Source organism: Streptomyces sp. MMG1533, assembly GCF_001279775.1.
Lineage (GTDB): Bacteria > Actinomycetota > Actinomycetes > Streptomycetales > Streptomycetaceae > Streptomyces.
The window spans coordinates 43,138-59,110 of the sequence record NZ_LGDG01000234.1; the positions used below are offsets into that span (position 1 = coordinate 43,138).

The following is a 15,973-nucleotide window of genomic DNA, read 5'->3' on the forward strand; positions in this document are numbered from 1 at the left end:
TCCCGCGGTTCCTACGACTCCAGCGCCTCGGCGAGGTTGTCGTACACGGGAACGTCCCGCCGTACCCCGCTCAGCTCCAGGACGCGACAGGCCACCCCGTCGGGCATCGCCACCACCCGTATTCGCGCGCGGGGCCAAAGGCCGCGGCGTACGTCCTCGACGAGCCGTACGCCCTGGGAGTCCATGAAGTGGGTCCCGGTGAGGTCAAGGACCAGCAGCCGCAGCCGGTCGGCGCGGTCGTCCACGGCGGACATGATGCGGTGGTACAGGCCCGCCGCGTTGCAGAGGTCGATTTCGGGGGGCAGTTCGATCACGGTGCAGCCGGGCAGATCGCGCAGATCACGCAGCTCGCACGGATTCGGGAAGAAGGTCACGGCACTCACCTGGCAGACGTTCGTCCGGATTCCGGGGAGGCCACTTCCTGACCTGTCGGCCCCCATTCCACCATGCCGACGAGCGCGCCCGAAAGTGCCCGCGGCCAGGCTTCAGCCGGACGTCACTTCGATGCAACAGAGCAGATAAAGTGCTGTCCGTCCTGTGCTCGCAGTCGGGAATGTGCTGCGGAGCTCTCCTGCGCACGGCCGTTGGTCGTGCATGCCGAAGAGGTTCGTGGTGGCTGCGTCCGAGTTTCCTGATTTGCCCCGTTTTCCTGCCGGTTTCGAGCTGGCGGAAGCCCTGACGGTGGCAGCTCAGCAACTGCACGACACAGTCACCCCGCACAGCACGATGCGTGCGGCGGTCCGGCTGGCCGTCCACATCCTGCCCGGCGCCGATCACGCGGGCATCTCCGTCATCGAGCGACTCCAGCACCGCCGTACGGTCGCCTGGACCGACGAGGTCGTGCGCTCGGCCGAGTCCACGCACCCGGGACGCGAGCAGGACCCGTACTGGGAGGGCCTGTGGACCGCGCCCGTCGTACGGGTCGAGGACAGCGAGGCCGACGACGGCGGGACCGTGCTGTCGGAGCTGGGCCTGCGCTCGGCGCTGTCGCTCAGGCTGCGCGCCGACCGCCGCCGCCTGACCGTGCTCACGGCGTACGCCCGCAAGCCGCGCGCCTTCGACGAGGCCGGCGTCCGCATCGGCCGGCTGTTCACCGCGCACGTCAGCCTCGCCCTCGACTCCGCGACCGAACGCGAGCAGCTGACCGAGGCCATGCGCACCCGGGACCTGATCGGACAGGCCACCGGGATCCTGATGGAGCGGATGGACATGGACGCCGCGGAGGCCTTCGAGTCCCTGGTGAAGGCCTCGCAGCGGGAGAACGTCAAGCTGCGCGACCTCGCCCGCCGCATCGTCGATGCGAACAACGCCACATGACCGGGGAGGAGCGCCAAGGCGTTAACGGGCGTTGACGGGATATCCGTACGTCCATGAGCCCTGACATGCCCGACACGCTGGAAATGGCCATCGTGCGCAGCAGCGGCCTCGACACGCTGCTGCGCGATCTGACCGACCGTGCCGTCGAGGCGGTGCCCGGTGCCTCCGCATGCAGCATCACCGTGCGCCGCGCCGACCGTCTGCTGACCCTGGCGGGCAGCCGCGGCCTGCCCAGCGGCCTCGACCAGCGCCAGTACGAGAACGGCTCCGGGCCCTGTGTGGAGGCCGCCGAGACCAACGCCGAGCAGTACGCCCCCGACCTGGAGGCGGAGACCCGCTGGCCCACCTACACGTCGTACGCCCTCTCGGCCGGCGTGCGCTGCGTGCTGGCGCTGCCGATCGACGTCGAGGGCGAGAGAGGCGCCGCCCTCAACCTCTACGGTGTCGAGACGGCGTCGCTGGGCCGGGGGCGGGACGCGGCCCGCGCGTTCGCCGCCCGGGTGGGGGACGCGATCAACGTCGCCCTGCGCGTCGAACGCCGCCGCGAGTCGACCGCCGACGTGCGCACCGCCCTGCTCTCCCGCAGCGTCATCGACCAGGCGATCGGCATCCTCATGGCCCAGGAGCGGATCGACGCCGGCATCGCCCTGGAACGCCTGCGCCGCGTCTCCATGGACCACAACGTCAAACTCCGGGACCTGTGCACCGACCTGGTGGCGCGGGTGAGCGGCGACGGGCGGACCGCACGTGGCCGGAAGTGAGCGGCGAGAGGGTTCCGGTCCGCCGGGAGGCAGGGCGGGCCGGTTCCACTTCGCCCGGACGGCTGCGGGCCACCGCCCCGACGCCCTAGCGTGACCGCATGAGCGCGGAAGACCTCAGCCCCGAGGACCAGTGGCCGCTGCCACCCGCCTGGATGTGGGACTGCGCCGAGTGCATCCGCCGGTACGAGGCGATGAAGCACGCGCAGGCCGTCATCGCCGGACTGACCGCGGAGGACCCCGGCGTCGACTGGGACGTCACCGACAGCATCGTCGGCACCCAGATCGACCTCGGCCGGCACCTCGCCGACGCGCACCGCGGGTCCCTGCCGGACCGGGACCCCGAGTGCCGCACCTGCGCCGACCACCAGGCCTCCGTGGAGCGGATGGAGGAGCGCGCGCCGGACCTGCTGCCGGGGGCCGTCATGGCCGCCGAGGAACACCGGGCCCGCCATCTGTTCGCGCCGCCCCGGATCGTCGGCCTCATGTAGGCGCGCCGGACTCATGTAGGCCCGCCGGACATCAGGCCTGCGGGAGCGAATCCCCCTGCACCGCCTGGATGTCCAGCTCCACCTTGAGCGTCGTGCCGATGGCCGCGATGCCCGCCTGGACGACCTGGTTGTAGTCCATGGCGAAGTCCTCGCGCCGCAGTTGGGCCGTGGCGCGGAAGGCCGCCCGGGTGCCGCCCCAGGGGTCCGAGCCGGTGCCGAGGTAGGCCAGGTCCAGGTCCACCGGTCGTACGACTCCGTGCAACTCCAGCTCCCCGTGGACCGTCCAGCGGTCCGAACCCGCCGCCGTCAGCCCCGCCGAACGGTAGGTGATCTCCGGGAAGCGCTCCACGTCCAGGAAGTCCGCGGACCTCAGGTGGGTGTCCCGCATGCCGTTGCCGGTGTCGATGGACGCGGCCCGGACGACCGCCTCCACCCGGGACTTGGACACGTCGTCGGGGGCGACCTCGATCGAGGCCGCGAAGTCGGTGAACCGTCCGTGCATGCTGGAGATCCCCAGGTGCTGGGCCACCGCGGCCACACTGGAGTGCGCCGGGTCGACGGTCCACGGCCCCGGCGGCGGCAGCTCGGTGCCGCCCTGCCGGGCCAGCGTCACCGTGCCGACCTCGGCCCGCCCGCTCGCGGTGACGAGGGCGCTCGCGGCGGCGGGCGCGTACCCGACCGCCGTGACGATGACGGTGTACGCCCCCGGCGCGAGCCCGGTCGCGTCCCGCACGACCCCGTCCCCGTCGGCCTCGGCGCGCAGCACCTGCGAGCCGGTCATGTCGGTCACCGTGACGACCGCGTGCGACACGGCCCATCCGTCCCGCGTACGGATCTTCGCGGTCAGTCCCATCTCACGTAACTCCTCGACTGAGACCGGCCCGTGGCGGTGCGCACCTCCGCTCGGAGTGCACACGCCGCCACGGGCCGGGGTCCGAACTACTCGCCGGGGTGGGCGAGTTCGATGTCGTGGTCGTCGACTCCGCGACCGTTCACGGTCAGAGCCGTGGCGAGCGGCGGGTACCCCGTCGCGATGACGGTGTAGTCGCCGCCGTCCAGGTCGGTGAAGGCGTAGGCCCCGTCCGTCCCGGTGGTGGCCGTGCCGACCACGTTGCCCGCCGCGTCCACGAGCGTGACCCGCGCGTCCGCCAGCGGACCGTGCGGCGCCCGTACGACACCCTGGAGTTGCGCTCCGGCATCGAGGTCCACCTCGATCCGGGTGACCCCGGTCCCGCCGACCTCGACGGGCAGGGCACGCGGCCGGAACCCGGCGGCGTTCACGGCGACGGTCACCGTCCCCGGCACCAGCTCGGTGAAGGAGAACTCGCCCTGCTCGCCGGTGGCGGCGGTGGCCAGCAGGTCACCGCGCACGTCCGTCACGATCACCATGGCGTCCTTGACGGGCAGCGCGCCCTGCGCGGCCCGCACCACACCGCCGAGCCCGCTGGTGCCGCTGAGCAGGATGTCGTACGGCACCGGCTCGTCGCCGACGACCACGGTGGACGCCTGCGGCTGGAACCCGTCGGCGGAGGCGATCAGGACGTACGACCCGGTGCCCGGCGCGTCCACCGCGTAGGAACCGTCGGCCTGCGCGACCGACCGGCCGAGCTGCCGTCCCGACAGCGAGATCAGCGTGACGGCGGCCTGCGGGACGGGCGCGCTCTCGGCACCGCGGACGTGGCCGCGTACCGGAATTCCACCGGACACCGGTGCGGTCTCCCTTTCGGCGGTGGCGACGGCCGCGAGCTTCTGCGTGCCCTGCGGACCGGCTTCGGGACCGGCTTCAGGACCGGCTTCGGCGCTCGTCTCGGCGACGGCCCAGCTCGGGACCCTCTCCTCGGCGACCGAAGCGATGCCGGCGGGGGCCTCGCCGGCGGGCGTCTTCGCGTTCGCCGCGGCGGCCTGCGCCAGCCCGCCCGAGGTCCGCAGCGGGACCTCCTTGATGAACAGCGTGACGAGGAAGGCGACCAGCGCGAGCGGCGCGGCGATCAGGAAGACGTCCGCGATGCCGTGGCCGTACGCGCTCTCCATCACGGTGCGCAGCGGACCGGGCAGGCCGTCCATGTCCGGGATGCTGCTGCCGGAGCTCGAACCGGCAGCGGCGGCCGCGTACTTGGGGTCGAGGGTGGCGAGGCCGTCCTTGGCGTAGTCGGTGATCCGGTTGGCCATGACGGCGCCCAGCGCCGAGACGCCGACCGCACCGCCGAGGGACCGGAAGAACGTCACCGTGGAGCTGGCCGCGCCCAGGTCGGACGGGGCCACCTGGTTCTGCGTGCACAGCACCAGGTTCTGCATCATCATGCCGACGCCGAGGCCGAGCAGCGCCATGAAGATCGCGATGTGCCAGTACTCGGTGTCGTAGCGGATCGTGCCGAGCAGCCCCAGACCCGCGGTCACCAGCACACCGCCGGCCAGCAGCCAGGCCTTCCAGCGGCCGGTCTTGGTGATGACCTGCCCGGAGACCGTCGACGAGATGAACAGCCCGCCGATCATCGGGATGGTCATCACGCCCGACATCGTCGGGGACTTGTCGCGAGCCAGCTGGAAGTACTGGCTGAAGAAGACCGTGCCGGTGAACATCGCGACGCCCACGAAGAGCGAGGCGATGGAGGACAGGGTGATGGTGCGGTTGCGGAACAGGCGCAGCGGAATGATCGGTTCGCTCGCCTTGGACTCGACGAGCACGAACAGCAGCCCGAGCACGACCGAGCCACCGACCATCGCGTACGTCTGCCACGACAGCCACTCGTACTTGTCACCGGCGAAGGTGACCCAGAGCAGCAGCAGCGAGACCGCGGCGGAGATGAGGAACGCGCCGCCCCAGTCGACCTTCACGTCCCGCTTCACGACGGGCAGGTGCAGGGTCTTCTGCAGCACGATCAGCGCGATGATCGCGAACGGCACACCGACGTAGAAGCACCAGCGCCAGCCGAGCCAGCTCGTGTCGGTGATGACACCGCCGAGCAGCGGACCGCCGACGGTGGCGACGGCGAAGGTCGCGCCGAGGTAGCCGGAGTAACGCCCGCGCTCACGCGGGGAGATCATCGCGGCCATCACGATCTGCGCGAGGGCGGAGAGCCCGCCGACGCCGATGCCCTGGACGACACGGCAGGCGATCAGCATGCCGGGGTTCTGCGAGAGTCCGGCGGCGGCCGAGCCCAGCACATAGATGATCAGGGCAATCTGTACGAGCGCCTTCTTGCTGTACAGGTCGGAGAGCTTGCCCCACAGGGGCGTGGCCGCGGTCATGGAGAGCAGCGCGGCGGTGACGACCCAGGTGTAGGCGGACTGGCCGCCGCCCAGGTCGCCGATGATCTCGGGCAGGGCGTTGGTGACGATCGTCGACGACAGGATCGCGACGAACATGCCGAGCAACAGCCCGGACAGCGCCTCCATGATCTGCCGGTGCGTCATCGGAGCGGCGTCGGAGGACCCACCTCCGTGCTTGGCGTGGGCCCGCACACCGGCTGGTGTGGTCGTTGCCATGGGCTTCCTTCTCTTACTTGGTGATCGCGGGTGTACGGGGGGACTGCTCGACCACGGGAGTGGTGGGAGGGCGGGGCTCCGTGTCGGAGGGGAGCGCGGTGTGCGAGGCGTTGTGCGAGCCGTGCGGGACGCGGCAGTCGTCGAAGCTCGCCCTGAGCCGCGTCATCAGCGTGGTCAGCTGGGACACCTCGTCGTCGCTCCAGTCGCTCAGCCGCTCCGCGAGCATCCGGCAGGTCAGCCGGGACATCTCCGCCAGCCGCGCCCGGCCCGCGGGCGTGAGGTGCAGGATGCGGGAGCGCTTGTCCGCCGGGTCGGGGGAGCGGTCGATCCAGCCGCGCTCGGCCACATGGGCCACATGCCTGCTGGTCACCGACATGTCCACGGCGAGCAGCTCCGCGAGCTTGCTCATGCGCATGTCCCCGTGACGGCCGAGCAGCGTCAGCACGGCGGCGGAACCGCCCGGGCAGTCGGACGGCATGATCCGCCCCAACTCCCTCTTCACGGCGCCGAAGGCACTGAACTGACGGATCAGCTCCTCGTACTGCGCCTGCTCGGCCATCACACCTCCCGTGTTCGTTGCTTAGGGCAACCATAGAAGCGGTTGGTTGCTGCAGGCAAATAAAGTGGGGGTGATCGCGGTCAAAAACTTGGCAAAGGCAAGTATTGCGACCGTAAACACACAGGTAAGGGGATGCGGTGCGGACCCGGAGCCCCCACTTGGGCCACACCCCCGGATTCGCTAGGGTCTCGGTGCATGGCTAACACCCAGGGCCCCCAGGGCAACCACGACCCCGCCGGCAGCACCCAGATGTTCCGCGCGTTCGTCGACGAGGCCCCTCAGGGCCGGCGGCAGCAGGCGGCTCCCTCTTCCTCGGGCGGTCCCCGCCTCGGCCTGATCATCGGCATCGTCGCCGCGGTGGCGATCGTTGCGGCGGTGGCCTGGCTGGCGCTCAAGTAACGCCGGTTGCCCTTACTTCCACTGGACGGACACGTCCTGCGTCTCCACGTGCATGCCCCACGGCACGCGCCATACGTCGACGCACACCGTCCAGCTCTTCTCCGTCCGCGCGCCGGCCCCGATCGGCGCCGGGAGCTTTTCGGCGGACTCGACCGTCGCCCAGTCGACACCGAGTGCGCCGATGACGTGCGTCCCGAAGGTCACGGTGCCCGAACGCACCGCGGTTCCCCCGGTGTTGTGGAAGGCGAGGGTGACGTCCTCGCACCACCGCTTGTCGGTGGCCTCGCGCACGGGCTCGCCGACTCTCAGGGCGGCGGCGCCACCGGGTGCCGAGGGCCCGCCGCCGGGCGTCGGCGGTACCGCCGGACTCGCCGGACTCGCCGTCGTACGACCCGACTCGGCGTCCTCGGCCGAAGGCGCAGGCGCAGGCGGGCCGCCGCTCCCCGGGCGGGGCTGAGGTGTTGCGCCGACGCTCTCGGAAGGGGTGCGCGCGACAGGCGAGTTGCGGCCGGACGGCGTCTCGTCGAGCGGCACCAGCGTGACCTCCCCGGTGGGTGCCACCGCCGTACCCGAGACCTGGGGCGGGCCGCCCGCCGCGCCCGTGGCGACGTGTCCGCCGTCGCCGTCGCCCCCGCAGGCGGCCGCCATCCCGCCCAGGCAGACGACGGCCGCCGACGCGCCCAGCAGGGCGCCCCGACGGCCATGTGTCCATCCGGAACGTGTCGCTCGAAGCATCGCGCCATGGTGGCTGACACTCCGTCAAAGAGGAAGCCTCACGCGTGACCTCCGTCAGTCGGAGATCAGGCCTTCCCGCAGCTGCGCCAGAGTCCGGGTCAGCAGCCGGGAGACGTGCATCTGGGAGATGCCGACCTCCTCGCCGATCTGCGACTGGGTCATGTTGGCGAAGAAGCGCAGCATGATGATCTGGCGCTCGCGCGGCGGGAGCTTGGCCAGCAGCGGCTTGAGCGACTCCCGGTACTCCACGCCCTCCAGGGCCGTGTCCTCGTAGCCGAGGCGGTCCGCGAGGGAGCCCTCGCCGCCGTCGTCCTCGGGGGCCGGGGAGTCGAGCGAGGAGGCGGTGTACGCGTTGCCGACCGCGAGGCCGTCGACGACGTCCTCCTCGGACACGCCCAGGACCGCGGCGAGTTCGGGGACGGTCGGGGAGCGGTCCAGCTTCTGGGCGAGCTCGTCGCTGGCCTTGGTGAGGGCCAGCCGCAGCTCCTGGAGGCGGCGCGGGACGCGGACCGACCAGGACGTGTCGCGGAAGAAGCGCTTGATCTCACCGACGACCGTCGGCATCGCGAACGTAGGGAACTCGACGCCCCGCTCGCAGTCGAAGCGGTCGATCGCCTTGATCAGGCCGATCGTGCCGACCTGGACGATGTCCTCCATCGGCTCGTTGCGGGAGCGGAAGCGGGCGGCCGCGTAGCGCACCAGCGGGAGGTTGAGCTCGATGAGGGTGTCCCGCACGTACGCGCGCTCGGGGCTGTTCTCGTCGAGTGCGGCGAGCCGCAGGAAGAGGGAGCGGGACAGGGTGCGGGTGTCGAGAGCTCCCGAGGTCGGGAGGGCCGGGGCCGGGGCCGGCGCGGCCTCGACGGCCGTTACGTCGTCGAGCGCTGGCGCAGGCTCGCTCTTCGTGAGCGTGAGCACCTTCGAGCTGCCCTGGTCTGCGGACATGCCACCCCCTTTGGGTCGCGGGACGGTACGGCGAACGCTCCGTCGAGGAACATCAGCCTTCACCTGAATACCGGAGCCGAAGCCACGGCAAACGCGCTTCCGGCAGAATGTCACATGTCGGCAACACGCTGTAGTGACATGTCGACATGCGAGACGCGAATACGCCCTGGAAGAAGGGGGTCTGACGGTATTTCGGAGCAGAAAACACGGGATCCGCGCTGGTGAGCGATTCAGTCCTGCCGGTGACGACTCGATCCTTTACGCGATTAGGCGTCGATCCGGTTCGCGGAACGCAGTCGCTGGAAGCTACGCGCGAGTAGCCGCGAGACGTGCATCTGGGAGACGCCGAGTTCCGCGCTGATCTGTGACTGGGTGAGATTGCTGTAGTAGCGCAGCAGCAGAATTCGCTGTTCCCGCTCCGGCAACTGCACCAGCAGATGCCGTACGAGATCCCGGTGCTCCACGCCGTCCAGGGCGGGGTCCTCGTAGCCGAGCCGGTCCAGCAGCCCCGGCATCCCGTCGCCCTCCTGGGCGGCCTCCAGCGAGGTGGCGTGGTAGGACCGCCCGGCCTCGATGCAGGACAGCACCTCGTCCTCGGTGATGCGCAGCCGCTCGGCGATCTCGGAGGTCGTCGGGGTGCGCCCGAAGGCGGTGGTGAGGTCCTCGGTCGCGCTGTTGACCTGCACCCACATCTCGTGCAGCCGGCGCGGTACGTGGACCGTGCGGACGTTGTCCCGGAAGTACCGCTTGATCTCGCCGACGACGGTCGGCATCGCGAAGGTCGGGAACTGCACGCCCCGGTCCGGGTCGAAGCGGTCGATGGCGTTGATGAGTCCGATGGTGCCGACCTGGACGACGTCCTCCATCGGCTCGTTGCGGGAGCGGAAGCGGGCGGCCGCGTAGCGCACGAGCGGGAGGTTGGCCTCGATGAGCGCGCCCCGTACCCGGTTGTGCTCCGGCGTGCCCGGCTGCAACCCCTTGAGCTGGGCGAAGAGCACCTGTGTGAGCGCCCGGGTGTCGGCGCCTCGGCTCCGCTGCGGGGTGGCTGCCGGCGCCGGGGTCTGCGGGACCTGGGCGGGAGCCTCTTCCTGGGGCGGCGCAGTACTGGCCGACACGGTCAACGCCACCTCTTCATCGGTCTTCATCGGACTTCATCGGTCAACTCATCCGTCAAAAGCGGTCATAGCATCACAAGACATGTGCACTGTGTGCAAGCACCGCATAACGCCGTGTTGAGGGAAGAGTTGGGGTGCAAGACGCGGGAAAGCCCTCCGCCGTACCGGCGGAGGGCTCCCTGGAGGTCGGGCTCAGTACTCGTAGTCGGCGATCACCCACGTGGCGAACTCGTGCCACAGGGTCACGCCCGCCTGGTGGTCCGGGTGCTCGACGTACCGGCGCAGCGCGGCCACGTCGTCGAAGCCGGAGTTGATGGCGAAGTCATGGGCGATGGGGCGGTCGCTGAGGTTCCAGCCGAGCTCCCAGAAGCGGATCTCGGGGATCCTGCCGTCGAGCGCGCGGAAGGCCTCGACGCCCTTCACGACCCGCGGGTCGTCGCGTTCGACGCCCTCGTTGAGCTTGAAGAGGACCAGGTGGCGGATCATGTGCGCTCCTACTACTCAGCCCCGTCGGCGAGCCATGTGAAGAAGTCGCCGATGGATTTGGCGGCGTCCGATATGCCCTCGAAGGCTATCTGGACGTAGTCGGCGGCCTTGGCCGGGTCCGTGATGATCACGTACAGCACGAAGACCACAAGCACGTAGACGGCGATCTTCTTCGAGTTCACCGCCATCGCGGCCTCCCCTGTCTCTCCTGTCACTGATACGCCCAACGAGCGCACATGATCGCACGAAGGGCCCCGTCTTACGACGGGGCCCTTCTGAAGCGGTAGCGGAGGGATTTGAACCCTCGGTGACTTGCGCCACACTCGCTTTCGAGGCGAGCTCCTTCGGCCGCTCGGACACGCTACCGAGGGAGACCTTACAGCAAGGTGCGGCGTGGTTTGAAATCCGTTTGCCGGGCCAACGCGAGGCCCGTCAGCGGGAACGGAAGAAGTCGGTGAGGAGCCCGGCGCACTCCTCGGCGAGCACGCCTTCGATCACCTCGGGGCGGTGGTTGAGCCGCCGGTCGCGGACGACGTCCCAGAGGGAGCCGGCCGCGCCCGCCTTCTCGTCGCGGGCGCCGTAGACCACCCGGTCCACGCGGGACTGCACGAGCGCGCCCGCGCACATCGTGCAGGGCTCCAGCGTCACGACGAGCGTGCAGCCGGTCAGCCGCCACTGCCCGAGCTCGGCGGCCGCCCGGCGGATCGCCAGGACCTCCGCGTGCGCGGTCGGATCGCCGGTGGCCTCGCGTTCGTTGTGCCCGGCCGCGAGCACGGTCGTACCGTCGTCGGACAGCACGACCGCGCCGACGGGGACGTCACCGCCCCGGCCGGCCCGCCCGGCCTCGTCCAGGGCGAGCCGCATCGCGGCTCGCCAGCGGTCGCGTACCGGGTCGGGTGTCGTGCCCGCGGTCGGTGAGGTCAGCGGACGGCCTCCAGGACCTCCGAGGCGCCGAGGGCCTCGGCGATCGCGGTGACCGCGTCCGCCGACAGCGACTTCAGCTCCTTCTCGCTGACGCCGAGGTCGTCGAGGACGAGGGTGTCGCCGACCGGGCCGTGCGGCACGAGCTCGCCAGAGCCGCCGTCCTCGGCCTCGTCGTCGTCATCCCCGTCCTCCCCGTCCTCGGTGCCGTCGAGGTCGAGGGCGTCGAGGTCGGGCTCGTCGTCGTCGGGATCCCGTCCGAGCAGTTCGTCGGTGAGCAGGATCTCCCCGTACGAACTGCGGGCTGCGGCGGAGGCGTCCGAGACGTAGATGCGCGGGTCCTCCTCGCCGTCGAGGCGGACGACGCCGAACCAGGCGTCCTCCTGCTCGATCAGCACGAGCACCGTGTCCTCGTCGGGAGAGGCTTCCCGGGCCAGGTCGGCCAGATCCGACAGGGTCTCCACATCGTCGAGCTCCGTGTCGCTCGCTTCCCACCCGTCTTCGGTGCGCGCGAGCAGTGCGGCGAAGTACACCGTGACTCTCCCACTGGTCCTAGGCGTGCCGGTTGGGGGTCCCCCCGGCGGAGGTTGCGGGCGGGGAGAGCTGTGCTCCGAGCCCACCCACTCGGAATCGTGGCAGAAACATGGCGCTCAGGGGACGTCTTCGGCTCCCTGTGTGTCCGGCTGCCGCCGATCTCGTGGCAGCGGAGGGCCCGTCGAGGTCTCACCAGCGCACTCGTTGCCGCCAACAGCGGATCGTACGCGGCCTTCTTGGGTGCCCACGCACGACCACCCGCACAACGCCCGACGGCCCACGAATCTTCCAACTCGGTGGCTGCGTCGGCGTGTCCCGCCCATGGCGGGCTCCTTACCAGCGGAACGTCCGCATGCGCATCGCGTGCCGCAGGCGGGCCGTCTTGGCGCGGCGGGGCTGGACGCGGTCCCGCAGTTCGCGGGCCTCCGCGAGATCGCGCAGGAACTGGGCGCGGCGCCGTCGGCGCTCGGCGTCCGTCTCCGGCGTGTCCGATGCGTCCGCCCTGCGCGTCGAGTACGGCATGTCCGGCCCGTCCGGCCTGCGCGTCGTATGCGCCGTCCCCGGCTGCTCGCGCGGCGACGGATTCTTGCGGGTTTCCCGGTCAGGCATAGGCTCACCACCCCAGTCCGTCCCTCCCACTTTCCCCCGGATGGGCGGTTTGACGCCAGCACGGACATAAGGGGCGAGGGCGAAGCCCTCTCGGGTAGGGCGCTCCGCCGAACAGGCGCGGGGGACGTCGGGCACACCCCGCCCGGCTACTGTTGTGGACATGCGTCTCCACGTCGTCGACCACCCTCTGGTCGCCCACAAGCTCACCACGCTGCGCGACCAGCGCACCGACTCCGCGACCTTCCGCCGTCTGGCCGACGAGCTGGTCACCCTGCTCGCCTACGAGGCCACGCGTGACGTGCGTACCGAGCAGGTCGACATCACGACGCCGGTCGCCTCGACCACGGGCGTCAAGCTCTCCCACCCGCGTCCGCTGGTCGTCCCGATCCTGCGGGCGGGCCTGGGCATGCTGGAGGGCATGGTCCGGCTGCTGCCGACCGCCGAGGTGGGCTTCATGGGCATGATCCGCGACGAGGAGACCCTCCAGGCCTCCACGTACGCCACGCGCATGCCGGAGGACCTCTCGGGCCGCCAGGCGTACGTCCTCGACCCGATGCTCGCCACCGGCGGCACCCTGGTCGCGGCGATCCGGGAGCTCATCAAGCGCGGCGCGGACGACGTCACCGCCGTGGTCCTGCTCGCCGCCCCCGAGGGCGTCGAGGTCATGGAGCGCGAACTCGCGGGCACGCCGGTCACGGTCGTCACCGCCTCGGTCGACGAGCGCCTGAACGAGCACGGCTACATCGTGCCGGGCCTGGGCGACGCCGGGGACCGGATGTACGGGGCGGCCGAGTAGGTCGCGGCGGGGAGCCGTCGTACGAAGAAGGCCTTCGTACGACCGCTCAGCAGCTCTTCTTCGAAGAGGTGGACGTGGGCGCGGCCAGTGCGGCCAGTGCCTTGTCGGCGTCCGCCTTGCTGTTCAGGTTCTTGAAGCCGGTCCCGATGATCAGGTCGAGCTCGGTGCCCTTGCGGGCGGCGTCCGTGCGGCGCTCGGCCGTGGAGAGCTGGGTCGCGAGGACCGGCAGCGAGGTGTTCAGGGAGGACGCGGGGCCGAGCAGCATCCCGGTGCCCTCGACCTTCTTGTCGAACTCCTTGGTTGCGTTGCCCACGTCACCGATCTTGAAGCCGCGCTTCTTCAGCTCGTCCGCCGTCTCCTTGGCGAGGCCGCTGCGGGGCGTCGCGTTGAACACGTTGACCGTGATCTGGGCGGGCTTGACCGCGGTGCCGGCGGACGCGGAGGCCGACGGGGTCGCCCGTGTGGCGCAGTCCGTCTTGGAACCGGCCGCCGCGGCCTTCTTGCCGCTGCCGGTGAAGACGTCGATGAGCTGCAGGGTGCCCCAGCCGACCAGCCCGAGCGCGGCGACGGAGGCCACCAGCCCGATCACGAACCTGCCGCGCCGCCGAGGCCGGCGCATGCGTGGGTACTTGTCTCCCTTGATCCGGTACTGGCCGCCCATGCCGGGGGGAGTCAGCATGCTCATGAGCGCAGCGTAGTGCGCTCGGGCGACGATTCCTACTAGATGATCATTGGACGGGGTGCAGGAGAACCCGAAAGGGCCAACCCGTCACCGGTGAGCGTCTCAGTCCAGCTCGAGCACGCGCGCGTGCAGCACCTGGCGCTGCTGGAGCGCCGCGCGCACCGCGCGGTGCAGGCCGTCCTCCAGATACAGGTCGCCCTGCCACTTCACGACGTGCGCGAACAGGTCGCCGTAGAAGGTGGAGTCCTCGGCGAGCAGGGTTTCCAGGTCGAGCTGGCCCTTGGTCGTCACGAGCTGATCGAGGCGGACCGGGCGCGGCGCGACGTCCGCCCACTGCCGGGTGCTTTCCCGGCCGTGGTCGGGGTACGGCCGGCCGTTTCCGATGCGCTTGAAGATCACACGGAAAGCCTACCGGTCAAGACCTTCCGGGCGCAGCCATGGAGACGGAGTGCGAGGCCGGAAAAGACGCCCTAAACCAGGGCAAATGGGAACGCCGACCTCAAGATGAGTGACAGCGAAACCGTTTCACCGGCCGCCGCTCCCGAGGCGCCGGGCAGCTTTCGGCACGGCACGGCGGAGACGGTGGGCCCGCCTCCGCCGACGGGTCAGCGGCCCTGATCCTTCGGGTGCCGCTGCGGCTTCGCCTCCTTCATCTGTGGAACCTGGGATTTGGGTGCGTTGCGTGCGGCCTCGGCGCGCAGGAGGGCGCGCAGGACCGCGTACGGGTCGATCGCCATGTCGGTGCTCCTTGTTCCTTGCGTCGTGGTTCCTTGCGTCGTGCTGATGGACCGGAGGGGGCGGGGCCGGTTCTGTCAGCAGCGCAGGACCACCGAGCGCAGGGCGTCCAGGGCGGGCGGGGCGAGCGGCGGGACGGGCAGTGGGCGGGCGGCCGGGAAGGCGGGCGCCGCCTCCGGGAAGGGCGCGGGCCGCAGCGGTGCGACGGGACGGCCGGTGCCCCGGGTCACCGGTCGCAGAACGTTGTCCATGAGGTCGTACTCGCAGACCACCGAGCCGCTCTCGGCCGCCACCGCGGAGGCGGGCGCCGCCTGCGCGCCCGCGTGCGCGCCCGGCACGAACAGGGCGAGCATCAGGACGAGCACCCGCAGCCAGGCACGCCGACGGGCGTGTCCGAGGGCTTGCGGTGCGGCGGTGCTCACGGGAGGTCATCTCCCCGTGCGGCGCACGCCGTTCATCCCACCGGCGGTGAGAACCACCCGCTCGGCGTACACCCGGGCCGGCCGGGCCGCCAGAAGGATGTCCCACCCGGGCCGGCCGGGCCGCCCGAAGGAGGGCTACTTCCCGGCGGCCTTCGCGGCCTTCGCCGCCGCCTTCATCTCCTGCTTGTGCGCCCGGACCTTGGTCAGCGACTGAGGCCCGGTGATGTCGGCGACGGAACGGAAGGACTTCGGCTCGCCGTAGGCGCCCGCGGCCTCGCGCCAGCCCTTGGGCTGCACGCCGAGCTGCTTGCCGAGCAGGGCCAGGAAGATCTGCGCCTTCTGCTTGCCGAAGCCGGGCAGTTCCTCGAGGCGGCGCAGCAGCTCCCGTCCGTCGGTCACGCCCTTCCAGACGAGCTCGGCGTTCCCGTCGTAGTGCTCGACCAGGTACTGGCACAGTTGCTGGATGCGCTTCGCCATCGACCCCGGGTAGCGGTGCACCGCGGGCTTCTCCGACAGGAGCGCCGCGAAGGCCTCCGGGTCCTGGGCGGCGATCTCGTGCGCGTCCAGGTCGTCGCCGCCGAGCCGGTCCGTGATGGTGCGCGGCCCCTTGAACGCCCACTCCATCGGAACCTGCTGGTCCAGCAGCATCCCTACCAGCGCGGCGAGCGGGGAGCGGCCGAGGAGTTCGTCGGCCTCGGGGTCCTGGGCGAGGTGAAGGGTGACGTCCATGCCCCGATCATCGCGCGTACCCGGTCGGCCCGCCCGCCAGTACCCCGGCGCGTGCATCAGCTGCTCGGGAAGGCCTGGGCGACCGGACGGGCGCCGGAGTCCTGCCGGGGCACGGGGCGTACGTCGTGCCGGGTGGAGTCGGTGACGCCGGCATGCCGCCGTCGGTGAGGTCGAAGCGCCGGTGGCGTCCTCCACCCCGGTCGCGCTGAACACGAAGTCCTTCGCACGCAGCAGTTCGAGGACCGCGCCCTCTCAGC

The 15,973-nt window shown here is 70.8% G+C and carries 22 protein-coding genes and 1 tRNA gene; 5 read left to right on the plus strand and 18 right to left on the minus strand.

Going from position 1 to position 15,973, the window contains the following annotated elements; genetic code table 11:
- Nucleotides 1-11: 11 nt before the first annotated feature.
- Entirely contained in the window at nucleotides 12-383 is a 372-nt protein-coding gene (locus ADK57_RS29860) for an STAS domain-containing protein (RefSeq protein ID WP_324612214.1), read from the minus strand.
- 211 nt (nucleotides 384-594) lie between these two features.
- On the opposite strand from ADK57_RS29860, the gene ADK57_RS29865 reads away from it, so the two are divergent.
- From ADK57_RS29865 to ADK57_RS29875, 3 genes are all read left to right on the plus strand, one after another.
- Nucleotides 595-1,317 carry an ANTAR domain-containing protein gene (locus ADK57_RS29865; protein ID WP_053752726.1) on the plus strand — a complete coding sequence of 241 codons (723 nt, stop codon included), beginning with the start codon at nucleotides 595-597 and terminating at the stop codon, nucleotides 1,315-1,317.
- A gap of 53 nt (nucleotides 1,318-1,370) precedes the next feature.
- Nucleotides 1,371-2,078 carry a GAF and ANTAR domain-containing protein gene (locus ADK57_RS29870; protein WP_053752727.1) on the plus strand — a complete coding sequence of 236 codons (708 nt, stop codon included), beginning with the start codon at nucleotides 1,371-1,373 and terminating at the stop codon, nucleotides 2,076-2,078.
- A gap of 98 nt (nucleotides 2,079-2,176) precedes the next feature.
- Complete coding sequence (locus ADK57_RS29875) at nucleotides 2,177-2,566, plus strand: hypothetical protein (RefSeq protein WP_053752728.1); 390 nt, start codon at nucleotides 2,177-2,179, stop codon at nucleotides 2,564-2,566.
- 31 nt (nucleotides 2,567-2,597) lie between these two features.
- Here the strand turns inward: ADK57_RS29875 and ADK57_RS29880 are convergent, their stop codons facing one another.
- From ADK57_RS29880 to ADK57_RS29890, 3 genes are all read right to left on the minus strand, one after another.
- Nucleotides 2,598-3,419, minus strand: a complete 822-nt coding sequence (locus ADK57_RS29880) for a YceI family protein (RefSeq protein ID WP_053752729.1) — start codon at nucleotides 3,417-3,419, stop codon at nucleotides 2,598-2,600.
- An 86-nt stretch (nucleotides 3,420-3,505) separates the two neighbouring features.
- Nucleotides 3,506-6,052, minus strand: coding sequence for an MFS transporter (locus tag ADK57_RS29885; RefSeq protein ID WP_053752730.1), 2,547 nt, complete (start codon nucleotides 6,050-6,052; stop codon nucleotides 3,506-3,508).
- 13 nt (nucleotides 6,053-6,065) lie between these two features.
- Nucleotides 6,066-6,611 carry a MarR family winged helix-turn-helix transcriptional regulator gene (locus tag ADK57_RS29890; protein WP_053752731.1) on the minus strand — a complete coding sequence of 182 codons (546 nt, stop codon included), beginning with the start codon at nucleotides 6,609-6,611 and terminating at the stop codon, nucleotides 6,066-6,068.
- Nucleotides 6,612-6,806: 195 nt separating this feature from the next.
- On the opposite strand from ADK57_RS29890, the gene ADK57_RS29895 reads away from it, so the two are divergent.
- Nucleotides 6,807-7,010: a hypothetical protein gene (locus ADK57_RS29895; RefSeq protein ID WP_053752732.1), complete on the plus strand. Its 204-nt coding sequence runs from the start codon at nucleotides 6,807-6,809 to the stop codon at nucleotides 7,008-7,010.
- 12 nt (nucleotides 7,011-7,022) lie between these two features.
- On the opposite strand, the gene ADK57_RS29900 is transcribed toward ADK57_RS29895, so the two are convergent.
- From ADK57_RS29900 to ADK57_RS29935, 9 genes are all read right to left on the minus strand, one after another.
- Nucleotides 7,023-7,745, minus strand: coding sequence for a hypothetical protein (locus tag ADK57_RS29900; protein WP_053752733.1), 723 nt, complete (start codon nucleotides 7,743-7,745; stop codon nucleotides 7,023-7,025).
- A gap of 54 nt (nucleotides 7,746-7,799) precedes the next feature.
- Complete coding sequence (locus ADK57_RS29905; RefSeq protein ID WP_053752734.1) at nucleotides 7,800-8,687, minus strand: RNA polymerase sigma factor SigF; 888 nt, start codon at nucleotides 8,685-8,687, stop codon at nucleotides 7,800-7,802.
- 266 nt (nucleotides 8,688-8,953) lie between these two features.
- Nucleotides 8,954-9,832, minus strand: coding sequence for an RNA polymerase sigma factor SigF (locus ADK57_RS29910; RefSeq protein WP_053752735.1), 879 nt, complete (start codon nucleotides 9,830-9,832; stop codon nucleotides 8,954-8,956).
- Nucleotides 9,833-9,994: 162 nt separating this feature from the next.
- Nucleotides 9,995-10,288: a Dabb family protein gene (locus tag ADK57_RS29915; protein ID WP_053752736.1), complete on the minus strand. Its 294-nt coding sequence runs from the start codon at nucleotides 10,286-10,288 to the stop codon at nucleotides 9,995-9,997.
- Nucleotides 10,289-10,299: 11 nt separating this feature from the next.
- A complete protein-coding gene (locus tag ADK57_RS50635; protein WP_199830716.1) occupies nucleotides 10,300-10,476 on the minus strand; it encodes a hypothetical protein in 177 nt (58 codons plus the stop codon).
- 93 nt (nucleotides 10,477-10,569) lie between these two features.
- Nucleotides 10,570-10,654: transfer RNA gene (locus ADK57_RS29920), tRNA-Ser, on the minus strand.
- Between the two features lie 66 nt (nucleotides 10,655-10,720).
- The gene (gene tadA / locus ADK57_RS29925) at nucleotides 10,721-11,152 is read right to left on the minus strand and encodes a tRNA adenosine(34) deaminase TadA (protein ID WP_053752737.1); all 432 of its coding nucleotides are present in this window, start codon (nucleotides 11,150-11,152) and stop codon (nucleotides 10,721-10,723) included.
- Between the two features lie 56 nt (nucleotides 11,153-11,208).
- The gene (locus tag ADK57_RS29930; RefSeq protein WP_053752738.1) at nucleotides 11,209-11,742 is read right to left on the minus strand and encodes a hypothetical protein; all 534 of its coding nucleotides are present in this window, start codon (nucleotides 11,740-11,742) and stop codon (nucleotides 11,209-11,211) included.
- A 334-nt stretch (nucleotides 11,743-12,076) separates the two neighbouring features.
- Nucleotides 12,077-12,352 (minus strand): hypothetical protein, encoded by a 276-nt coding sequence (locus tag ADK57_RS29935; RefSeq protein WP_078973420.1) that lies wholly within the window; start codon nucleotides 12,350-12,352, stop codon nucleotides 12,077-12,079.
- Nucleotides 12,353-12,512: 160 nt separating this feature from the next.
- On the opposite strand from ADK57_RS29935, the gene upp reads away from it, so the two are divergent.
- Nucleotides 12,513-13,148 carry a uracil phosphoribosyltransferase gene (gene upp / locus ADK57_RS29940; protein ID WP_053752757.1) on the plus strand — a complete coding sequence of 212 codons (636 nt, stop codon included), beginning with the start codon at nucleotides 12,513-12,515 and terminating at the stop codon, nucleotides 13,146-13,148.
- Nucleotides 13,149-13,194: 46 nt separating this feature from the next.
- Here upp and ADK57_RS29945 read toward each other — a convergent pair whose 3' ends face one another.
- The 5 genes from ADK57_RS29945 to ADK57_RS29960 all read right to left on the minus strand — a co-directional run bounded on the left by ADK57_RS29945 (nucleotide 13,195) and on the right by ADK57_RS29960 (nucleotide 15,716).
- Entirely contained in the window at nucleotides 13,195-13,833 is a 639-nt protein-coding gene (locus tag ADK57_RS29945) for a LytR C-terminal domain-containing protein (protein ID WP_234390461.1), read from the minus strand.
- Between the two features lie 99 nt (nucleotides 13,834-13,932).
- A complete protein-coding gene (locus ADK57_RS29950) occupies nucleotides 13,933-14,229 on the minus strand; it encodes a type II toxin-antitoxin system VapB family antitoxin (RefSeq protein ID WP_003999914.1) in 297 nt (98 codons plus the stop codon).
- A gap of 206 nt (nucleotides 14,230-14,435) precedes the next feature.
- Nucleotides 14,436-14,567 carry a hypothetical protein gene (locus ADK57_RS52055; RefSeq protein ID WP_267890786.1) on the minus strand — a complete coding sequence of 44 codons (132 nt, stop codon included), beginning with the start codon at nucleotides 14,565-14,567 and terminating at the stop codon, nucleotides 14,436-14,438.
- A 75-nt stretch (nucleotides 14,568-14,642) separates the two neighbouring features.
- The gene (locus ADK57_RS29955) at nucleotides 14,643-14,987 is read right to left on the minus strand and encodes a hypothetical protein (protein WP_107091680.1); all 345 of its coding nucleotides are present in this window, start codon (nucleotides 14,985-14,987) and stop codon (nucleotides 14,643-14,645) included.
- A gap of 135 nt (nucleotides 14,988-15,122) precedes the next feature.
- The gene (locus ADK57_RS29960) at nucleotides 15,123-15,716 is read right to left on the minus strand and encodes an HhH-GPD-type base excision DNA repair protein (RefSeq protein WP_053752741.1); all 594 of its coding nucleotides are present in this window, start codon (nucleotides 15,714-15,716) and stop codon (nucleotides 15,123-15,125) included.
- Nucleotides 15,717-15,973 lie beyond the last annotated feature (257 nt).

Coding starts and splice junctions, on each gene's coding strand:
- ADK57_RS29865 (WP_053752726.1), top strand. CDS start 595: ATGCCGAAGAGGTTCGTGGTGGCTGCGTCCGAGTTTCCTGATTTGCCC.
- ADK57_RS29870 (WP_053752727.1), top strand. CDS start 1,371: ATGAGCCCTGACATGCCCGACACGCTGGAAATGGCCATCGTGCGCAGC.
- ADK57_RS29875 (WP_053752728.1), top strand. CDS start 2,177: ATGAGCGCGGAAGACCTCAGCCCCGAGGACCAGTGGCCGCTGCCACCC.
- ADK57_RS29880 (WP_053752729.1), bottom strand. CDS start 3,419: ATGGGACTGACCGCGAAGATCCGTACGCGGGACGGATGGGCCGTGTCG.
- ADK57_RS29885 (WP_053752730.1), bottom strand. CDS start 6,052: ATGGCAACGACCACACCAGCCGGTGTGCGGGCCCACGCCAAGCACGGA.
- ADK57_RS29890 (WP_053752731.1), bottom strand. CDS start 6,611: ATGGCCGAGCAGGCGCAGTACGAGGAGCTGATCCGTCAGTTCAGTGCC.
- ADK57_RS29895 (WP_053752732.1), top strand. CDS start 6,807: ATGGCTAACACCCAGGGCCCCCAGGGCAACCACGACCCCGCCGGCAGC.
- ADK57_RS29900 (WP_053752733.1), bottom strand. CDS start 7,745: ATGCTTCGAGCGACACGTTCCGGATGGACACATGGCCGTCGGGGCGCC.
- ADK57_RS29905 (WP_053752734.1), bottom strand. CDS start 8,687: ATGTCCGCAGACCAGGGCAGCTCGAAGGTGCTCACGCTCACGAAGAGC.
- ADK57_RS29910 (WP_053752735.1), bottom strand. CDS start 9,832: ATGAAGACCGATGAAGAGGTGGCGTTGACCGTGTCGGCCAGTACTGCG.
- ADK57_RS29915 (WP_053752736.1), bottom strand. CDS start 10,288: ATGATCCGCCACCTGGTCCTCTTCAAGCTCAACGAGGGCGTCGAACGC.
- ADK57_RS50635 (WP_199830716.1), bottom strand. CDS start 10,476: ATGGCGGTGAACTCGAAGAAGATCGCCGTCTACGTGCTTGTGGTCTTC.
- tadA (WP_053752737.1), bottom strand. CDS start 11,152: ATGCGGCTCGCCCTGGACGAGGCCGGGCGGGCCGGCCGGGGCGGTGAC.
- ADK57_RS29935 (WP_078973420.1), bottom strand. CDS start 12,352: ATGCCTGACCGGGAAACCCGCAAGAATCCGTCGCCGCGCGAGCAGCCG.
- upp (WP_053752757.1), top strand. CDS start 12,513: ATGCGTCTCCACGTCGTCGACCACCCTCTGGTCGCCCACAAGCTCACC.
- ADK57_RS29945 (WP_234390461.1), bottom strand. CDS start 13,833: ATGAGCATGCTGACTCCCCCCGGCATGGGCGGCCAGTACCGGATCAAG.
- ADK57_RS52055 (WP_267890786.1), bottom strand. CDS start 14,567: ATGGCGATCGACCCGTACGCGGTCCTGCGCGCCCTCCTGCGCGCCGAG.
- ADK57_RS29960 (WP_053752741.1), bottom strand. CDS start 15,716: ATGGACGTCACCCTTCACCTCGCCCAGGACCCCGAGGCCGACGAACTC.